This window comes from Pseudomonas agronomica, assembly GCF_025917275.1.
GTDB lineage: Bacteria > Pseudomonadota > Gammaproteobacteria > Pseudomonadales > Pseudomonadaceae > Aquipseudomonas > Aquipseudomonas agronomica.
The window spans coordinates 1-7654 of the sequence record NZ_JAOSHO010000241.1 but is presented as its reverse complement, the minus strand read 5'-3'; the positions used below and the strand labels follow the sequence as shown (position 1 = coordinate 7654).

The 7654-nt window shown below is 60.5% G+C and carries 7 protein-coding genes; 5 read left to right on the top strand and 2 right to left on the bottom strand.

The genetic code is table 11. From position 1 onward, the window contains the following. The first annotated feature begins 37 nt into the window (after positions 1-37). The 5 genes from OC610_RS16925 (at position 38) to OC610_RS16905 (ending at position 5963) form a co-directional block, all read left to right on the top strand. Complete coding sequence (locus OC610_RS16925) at positions 38-415, top strand: DUF971 domain-containing protein (protein WP_264429214.1); 378 nt, start codon at positions 38-40, stop codon at positions 413-415. Between the two features lie 276 nt (positions 416-691). Then, on the top strand, positions 692-2371 hold the full coding sequence (gene phaC, locus OC610_RS16920) for a class II poly(R)-hydroxyalkanoic acid synthase (protein ID WP_264429212.1): 1680 nt from the start codon (positions 692-694) through the stop codon (positions 2369-2371). Between the two features lie 259 nt (positions 2372-2630). After that, positions 2631-3488 (top strand): poly(3-hydroxyalkanoate) depolymerase, encoded by an 858-nt coding sequence (gene phaZ / locus OC610_RS16915; RefSeq protein WP_264429210.1) that lies wholly within the window; start codon positions 2631-2633, stop codon positions 3486-3488. Between the two features lie 111 nt (positions 3489-3599). Beyond that, positions 3600-5282 (top strand): class II poly(R)-hydroxyalkanoic acid synthase, encoded by a 1683-nt coding sequence (phaC, locus tag OC610_RS16910; RefSeq protein ID WP_264429208.1) that lies wholly within the window; start codon positions 3600-3602, stop codon positions 5280-5282. Positions 5283-5342: 60 nt separating this feature from the next. Continuing rightward, complete coding sequence (locus OC610_RS16905) at positions 5343-5963, top strand: TetR/AcrR family transcriptional regulator (protein ID WP_264429206.1); 621 nt, start codon at positions 5343-5345, stop codon at positions 5961-5963. A 176-nt stretch (positions 5964-6139) separates the two neighbouring features. On the opposite strand, the gene OC610_RS16900 is transcribed toward OC610_RS16905, so the two are convergent. After that, positions 6140-7069 carry a phasin family protein gene (locus OC610_RS16900; RefSeq protein WP_264429204.1) on the bottom strand — a complete coding sequence of 310 codons (930 nt, stop codon included), beginning with the start codon at positions 7067-7069 and terminating at the stop codon, positions 6140-6142. A 10-nt stretch (positions 7070-7079) separates the two neighbouring features. Next, positions 7080-7502 carry a phasin family protein gene (locus OC610_RS16895; protein WP_198797401.1) on the bottom strand — a complete coding sequence of 141 codons (423 nt, stop codon included), beginning with the start codon at positions 7500-7502 and terminating at the stop codon, positions 7080-7082. Positions 7503-7654: the final 152 nt, after the last annotated feature.

Sequence of the window (7654 nt, the reverse complement as noted above, 5' to 3'; positions counted from 1 at the left end):
TATCGTTCACGCAAGGCTTCAAGAGACTGACGATCCCATGACCAAATTCCCCACCGCCATCAACCTGCACAAAGCCTCCAAGACCCTGGCGCTCAAATACGCGCCAGACGAGGAGTACCACCTGCCTGCGGAATTCCTGCGGGTGCACTCGCCTTCCGCCGAGGTCCAGGGCCACGGCAAACCCATCCTGCAATACGGCAAGCTCGGCGTCGGCCTGACCAAGGTTGAACCCGCCGGCCAGTACGCACTAAAATTGACCTTCGATGACGGCCATGACAGCGGATTGTTCACCTGGGACTACCTGTACCAGTTGGCGGTACGCCAGGAAGACCTGTGGAACGATTATCTCGCCGAACTCAAGGCTGCCGGAAAAACCCGCGACCCGAACGAATCCGTCGTCAAGCTGATGCTCTAGCTCAAGGGCTGGCGCTTTAGGGCGAATTTTCTAGACTCATCTGCTTGAATGCCCGCGCAGCAACGTCAATGACTGGCCTGCTTGCGAAAAAAATTAAACTCGGGTAACCAATGGAGCTGGCAAGTTCCCTGCAAAGGAACCGGCGAGTTCCTGGCACACGTTTCCTCATTGCCCTCGATGCGGAATTTATGGTCACCCGAGCAGCGTACCTGGTATTGCCTTGCGGCTTCACGGCACGGTCCCGGTACTCGTCTGAAGGACAATGGAGCGTCGTAGATGAGCAACAAGAACAACGATGAGTTGAAGTACCAAGCCTCGGAAAATACCCTGGGCTTGAATCCCGTCGTCGGCTTGCGCAGGAAAGACCTGCTGGCCTCTGCCCGGATGGTGCTGACCCAGACCATCAAACAACCGCTGCACAGCGTCAAGCACGTAGCGTACTTCGGCGCCGAACTGAGGAAAGTCCTGTTCGGCAAATCCGAGTTGCAGCCTTCCAGCGATGATCGACGCTTTGCCGATCCGGCCTGGAGCCAGAACCCGCTCTATCGACGTTACCTGCAAACCTACCTGGCGTGGCGCAAGGAGCTGCACGCCTGGATCGACGACAGCAACCTCTCGCCCCAGGACATCAGTCGTGGGCATTTCGTGATCAACCTGATGACCGAAGCCATGGCGCCGACCAACTCGGCGGCCAACCCGGCGGCGGTCAAGCGCTTCTTCGAAACCGGTGGCAAGAGCCTGCTCGATGGCCTGTCGCACCTGGCCAAGGACCTGGTGCACAACGGCGGTATGCCGAGCCAAGTGGACATGGGCGCGTTCGAAGTCGGCAAGAGCCTGGGCGTGACGGAAGGCGCCGTGGTCTTTCGCAACGATGTGCTGGAATTGATCCAGTACCGCCCCATCACCGAACAAGTGCATGAGCGGCCGCTGCTGGTGGTCCCGCCGCAGATCAACAAGTTCTACGTATTCGACCTGAGCCCGGACAAGAGCCTGGCGCGCTTCTGCCTGCGCAGCAATGTGCAGACGTTCATCGTCAGTTGGCGCAACCCCACCAAGGCGCAACGCGAATGGGGCCTGTCGACCTACATCGACGCGCTCAAGGAGGCGGTGGACGTGGTCACGGCCATCACCGGCAGCAAGGACGTCAATATGTTGGGCGCCTGCTCGGGTGGCATCACCTGCACCGCGCTGCTCGGCCATTACGCCGCGCTGGGCGAGAAGAAGGTCAATGCCCTGACGTTGCTGGTGAGCGTGCTGGACACCACCCTGGACACCGACGTGGCCCTGTTCGTCGATGAACAGACCCTGGAAGCGGCCAAGCGCCATTCCTACCAGGCCGGCGTGCTGGAAGGCCGCGACATGGCCAAGGTCTTCGCCTGGATGCGCCCCAATGACCTGATCTGGAATTACTGGGTCAACAATTACCTGCTGGGCAACGAACCACCGGTATTCGACATCCTGTTCTGGAACAACGACACGACGCGGCTGCCGGCGGCGTTCCATGGCGACCTGATCGAGATGTTCAAGAACAACCCGCTGACCCGCCCCAACGCACTGGAAGTGTGCGGCACGCCGATCGACCTCAAGCAAGTCACTGCCGACATCTTTTCCCTGGCCGGCACCAACGACCACATCACGCCGTGGAAGTCCTGCTACAAGTCGGCGCAGCTATTCGGCGGCAAGGTTGATTTCGTGTTGTCGAGCAGCGGTCACATCCAGAGCATCCTCAACCCACCAGGCAACCCCAAGTCGCGCTACATGACCAGCGAGGACATGCCGGCCAAGGCCGAGGACTGGATGGAAAACTCCACCAAGCACACCGACTCCTGGTGGCTGCACTGGCAGGCCTGGCAGGCCGAGCGCTCGGGCAAGCTGAAAAAGGCTCCTACCGTGCTGGGCAACAAGACCTACGTGGCCGGTGAAGCGGCGCCGGGTACTTACGTGCATGAGCGGTAATGGATGCAACTCGTCTGCTGCGGGGGTGGGCTTGCTCACGAAAGCACCCCGGCAGCCGACATGGACATGTAAGGCCAACAGCGCTGGCGAACGCAAACTCATGTTCGCAGCAGATCCAGTGTGGGAGCGAGCCTGCTCGCGATTGCGGTGTATCAGCGCACATTGATGCTGGATGTGCCGCCGTCATCGCGAGCAAGCTCGCTCCCACAGGGGATCGGGAAAAATGAAAGACAGCGACCCAACCCACAGGGCTTGAAGCATGCCGCAACCGTACATCTTCCGTACCGTCGACCTGGATGGCCAGACCTTGCGCACCGCGGTACGTCCCGGCAAGCCTCACTTGACGCCGCTGCTGATCTTCAATGGCATCGGCGCCAACCTGGAACTGGTGTTTCCCTTCATCGAGGCCCTGGACCCGGACCTGGAAGTGATTGCCTTCGACGTGCCCGGGGTCGGTGGTTCGTCGACACCGAACCGGCCCTATCGCTTTCCTGGCCTGGCCAAGCTCACCGCGCGGATGCTCGATTACCTGGACTATGGCCAGGTGAACGTGATCGGCGTGTCCTGGGGCGGCGCCCTGGCACAGCAGTTCGCCCATGACTATCCCGAGCGCTGCAAGAAGCTTGTATTGGCGGCGACCGCCGCCGGTGCGGTGATGGTGCCGGGCAAGCCGAAGGTGCTGTGGATGATGGCCAGTCCACGGCGCTACGTGCAGCCGTCACATGTGATGCGTATCGCCCCGCTGATCTATGGCGGCTCGTTCCGCCGCGATCCAAGCCTGGCGGCCCGCCACGCCGCCAAGGTGCGTTCGGCGGGCAAGCTCGGTTATTACTGGCAACTCTTCGCGGGACTAGGCTGGACCAGCATCCACTGGCTGCACAAGATCCACCAGCCGACCCTGATCCTGGCCGGTGACGACGACCCGCTGATCCCCTTGGTCAACATGCGCATGCTGGCCTGGCGCATCCCCAATTCGCAACTGCATATCATCGATGACGGCCATCTGTTCCTGATTACCCGGGCCGAGGCCGTGGCACCGATCATCATGAAATTTCTGGAGGAAGAACGTCAGCGCGCGGTCATGCATCCGCATCCCGCGCCGCTGGGTGGCGGCTGACACCCTCACTAGCGCCTGGCAGGACGCCGGATCACGCAACTACCCGAAACAGCGACTATGTTGTCTGGTTCGGTGTGTTTGTTTTTAGCTTGATGACGAAGGAGTTGACTCATGCGCGACAGACCGGCGAAGGGCTCCATGCCCGCCCCTGCCAGTTTCATCAATGCTCAAAGCGCGGTCACCGGCTTGCGGGGCAGCGACCTGCTTTCGACCCTGCGCAACGTTGCCGCCCATGGCTTGCGCAACCCGGTGCACAGCGTGCGGCACGCGTTGCGCCTGGGCAGTCAACTGGGCCGAGTGTTGCTGGGCGAAACCCTGCACCCCACCAACCCCGAAGACAAGCGCTTCGCCGATCCCACGTGGCAGCTCAACCCGTTCTATCGTCGTAGCTTGCAGGCGTACCTGAGCTGGCAAAAACAGGTCAAGAGCTGGATCGACGAAAGTGACATGAGCCCGGATGATCGTGCCCGCGCGCATTTCACTTTTTCCTTGATCAACGACGCCGTATCGCCTTCCAACACTTTGCTCAACCCCCTGGCGATCAAGGAGCTGTTCAACTCTGGCGGCACCAGCCTGATCCGCGGCCTCAGCCACCTGGTGGACGACCTGTTGCACAACGACGGCCTGCCCCGGCAGGTCACGCCCCAGGCCTTCGAAGTCGGCAAGAACCTCGCGACCACCCCCGGCGCGGTGGTGTTTCGCAATGAGTTGCTGGAGCTGATCCAGTACAAGCCAATGAGCGAAAAGCAGTACGCAAGGCCGCTGCTGATCGTGCCGCCGCAGATCAACAAGTTCTATATTTTCGACCTCAGCCCGTCCAACAGCTTCGTCCAATACGCGCTGAAAAATGGCTTGCAGGTGTTCATCATCAGTTGGCGCAACCCCGACGTGCGCCATCGCGAATGGGGCCTGTCCAGCTATGTCGAAGCAACGGAAGAGGCCATGAACGTCTGCCGGGCGATCACCGGCGCGCGAGAAGTCAACCTGATGGGCGCCTGCGCCGGTGGCATGACCATCGCCGCCCTGCAAGGCCACCTGCAGGCAAAGCGTCAATTGCGCCGGGTCGCCAGCGCCACGTACCTGGTGAGCCTGCTGGACAGCGAAATCGAAAGCCCGGCCACGCTGTTCATCGACGAACAGACCCTCGAGGCCGCCAAGCGCCGCTCCTACCAGAAAGGCATTCTCGACGGCCGCGACATGGCTCGCGTATTCGCCTGGATGCGCCCCAACGACTTGATCTGGACCTACTTCGTCAACAATTACCTGCTGGGCAAGGAGCCGCCGGCGTTCGACATCCTCTACTGGAACAACGACTGCACCCGGCTTCCGGCGGCCTATCACGGCGACCTGCTGGACTTCTTCAAGCACAACCCGCTGACCCACGCAGGCGGCCTGGAGGTATGCGGCACGCCCATCGACCTGCAAAAAGTCACGGTGGACAGCTTCAGCGTGGCCGGCATCAACGATCACATCACGCCCTGGGACGCGGTCTATCGTTCGACGTTGCTGCTGGGAGGTGATCGACGCTTCGTCTTGTCCAACAGCGGTCATGTCCAGAGCATCCTCAATCCGCCGGGCAACCCCAAGGCCAACTACATCGAGAATCCGAAGCTGAGCGGCGACCCACGGGCCTGGTATTACGATGCCAAGCACATCGAGGGCAGTTGGTGGACCCAATGGCTGGGCTGGATCCAGGAGCGTTCCGGTGCCCAGCATGAGACCCGGATGGCCTTGGGTAACGCCAACTACCCGCCCCTGGAAGCGGCGCCTGGAAACTACGTGCGAGTCCGCTGAACATCTCATCCCACGGCCACGCTGTTGGCCGTGGAACAACTCCATCACCAAGAAGACCGGATGAAAACCCGCGACCGTATCCTCGAATGTGCCCTGCAGTTGTTCAACGAAAAGGGCGAACCGAACGTTTCCACCCTGGAAGTCGCCAATGAAATGGGGATCAGCCCCGGCAACCTCTACTACCACTTCCACGGCAAGGAGCCGCTGATCCTCGGGTTGTTCGAGCGATTCCAGGCCGAGCTGACGCCATTGCTGGACCCGCCTGCCGATGCGCAGCTGGCGCCGGAGGACTATTGGTTGTTCCTGCACTTGATCGTCGAACGCCTGGCCCAATACCGGTTCTTGTTCCAGGACCTGTCGAACCTGGCCGGGCGCCTGCCGAAACTGGCCAAGGGTATCCGCCAGTTGCTCAACGCCCTGAAGCGGACCCTGGCCTCATTGCTGGCGCAGCTCAAGGCCCAAGGGTTATTGGTCAGCGACACCCAGGCGTTGGGGCAACTGGTGGAGCAGATCACCATGACCCTGTTGTTCTCGCTGGATTACCAGCGAATCCTGGATCGCGAAGGCGACGTTCGCCTGGTGGTCTACCAGATCATGATGCTGGTGGCGCCGCACCTGCCGCCGGCGATCAAGGTCGCGACCGAGCAGATGGCGTTGCGGTATCTGGAAGAGCACGAATAACGAACTGCAGCGACAGACCCATTGTGGGAGCGAGCTTGCTCGCGATAGCGGTGGGTCAGCCACATTGATGTTTGATGTGCGACCGTCATCGCGAGCAAGCTCGCTCCCACAGGTTGACCTGCTAACAAAAAAAAACCCGGCCTACATAGACCGGGCGTTTTTTGTTGGCCTGAAGATCAGGACTGACTGGAAGGCGTCGATGGGGTCGGCGCAGGTGTTGGCGTGGCAACCGGGGCCGGAGCCGAGGCGGAGTTCGCCGCGCTCACCGCAGGTGTTGCCGGTTTGGCGGTAGCGGTTGGCGCCTTCGGTGCGGCTGCTTTGGGTGCGGCCGGTTTTTTCACGGCAGGCTTTTTCGCTGCGGCAGGTTTTGCGGCGGGTTTGGCTGCTGCTTTTGCCGCAGGTTTGGCCGGCGCTTTTGCCGCTGGCTTGGCTGCGGGTTTGGCGGTGGCAGGTTTAGCGGCCGCGGTTTTGGCCGCAGGTTTAGCGGCGGGTTTGGCTGCTGCCTTGGCCGCTACTGGTTTGGCCGCTGCCTTCGCTGCCGGTTTCGCCGCTGCGGCTTTGGCCGCGGGCTTGGCGGCGGCTTTCGCTGCCGGTTTGGCCGCAGCCTTGACCAGTGGCTTGGCTGCCGTCTTCGCCGCTGGCTTGGCCGCCGCCGTCTTGGTGGCTGTAACCTTGGTCGCGACTGGCGTGACTTTCGCGCCGGTGAGTTTTTCGATCTGCTTGGTCAGGGTGTCGACCTTGCTGTGCAGTTCCTTGACTTCATTGCGGCTCGGCACGCCCAGGCGGGAAATCGCGCTGTTCAGGCGCTTGTCGAAAGCCCCCTCCAGCTCGTCCCACTTGCCCAGCGCGCGATCTTTCACGCCGCCGATTCTCGACTTGGCGGACTCGGCAGAGACCGCAGCCGCATCGACTTGTTTGCCGATCGCCGTCTTCGTGAGTTTTTCGGCTTTCTCGCCGTCCTTAACCAGGGACTCGAAGAGTTTGCTGCCGTCAGTGTCGATCTTCGAGTACACGCCTAAACCAGCAAGCCAGATTTTGCGGGAGTACTTTTCAATCTTCCCGGCCCACGAGCTGCCTTCTTTTTCGGTGATTTTTTTGCCAGCCATCCCGTTCTCCTTAATGTTTACGCGCGACACGTTCGAGCAATGCCGTCAGCTCATCGAGCTTAGCAGAGAGTGCCTCAACGTCATGTTTAGACGGAATGCCGATACGATTCAAGGCACTTGCAACGCGCGCGTCGAATACCTTCTCGACTTTATCGAGTTGTACTTCAACCCGAGCCTTGAACGTATTCACGTCGGTCTTGGCTTCGATCAGTTCGCTGTTAGCCGCTTCAAGTTTTCCGGCAATCTTCTTTTTGCCTTTGGTTTCAATAACTTCGCCAGCCTTTACCAACTCCTGGAAGTACTCGCTGCCTTCCTGGCCGACCTTCGTGTAGGCGCCCAGGCCAGCCAGCCAGATCTTGCGCGCGTACGTTTTCACGTCGCTGAGCGTGGAAGATTCAACGTCGGTTTTTTTCTTCAGGATAACTTTGGCCATGGTGCACCTCACTCGAAAAAAGGTTTGAGGAACTGCCCGCACACGGTCGGGCTCAGGCACAAAGTAGTGACAATAATTAGAAAGGGCACCCTAACAACTGACACAAAATCCAAGGGCGATGACTTCCCCTGTGGGAGCGAGCTTGCTCGCGA